Raw genomic sequence first — 578 nt, forward strand, 5'->3', positions numbered from 1 at the left:
TTACTCATAGCAAAAATAGCTCCTTGGTATGTGGATGGTGTGATTGATAATTCAGGTTCGGCTGTTCCACCGCTTAATTATATTATTGGTAGAGAGTTGGAATTTAAAAGCAAAGATACTAATGGGGATATGTATATGCAGGGCGATCATTTTTTTGTGAGTTGTTTTCTAAAAACCCACTGGACACGTAAAGAAAATTCACCTTATTTTTTTAATAATGAAAATTATCTTATTAGAACATTGTTAAATAAAGATCATTTGATTTTACAAAGTCAAAAAAATAAAAATATCATTTATGTGAGTTATCATAGCAAAGAAGATCCTTTAACTCCAGCAAATTTTAAAGAACAAACCATGCAAATATTAAAAATTTTAGGTTACGATGTAAGCTTAAATTTGATAGATGAAAATCAAATTGATGGAAAATTTATTAAAAATTTAGATCATGGTTGTGGTATACCTGATAAAGCCTTATTTAGAAAAGAACTTCCTTTAATGCTTGAAAAACTACAAAAAAGAAAATCTTTTATGCAAGAAAATTCCATCTCTTATCCTTGTGGGAATAAAGTATTTACTTT

Annotated in this window: 1 protein-coding gene; it reads left to right on the forward strand. The window is 27.9% G+C overall.

Annotated features, from left to right (window positions below; all coding sequences use genetic code 11):
* The coding region (locus AJ930_RS03205) for a DUF2920 family protein (RefSeq protein ID WP_261659485.1) at positions 1 to 578 on the forward strand (578 nt) is incomplete at both ends.

Source organism: Campylobacter sp. BCW_6871 (assembly GCF_001762325.1).
In the GTDB taxonomy this organism is placed as follows: Bacteria; Campylobacterota; Campylobacteria; order Campylobacterales; family Campylobacteraceae; genus Campylobacter_D; species Campylobacter_D jejuni.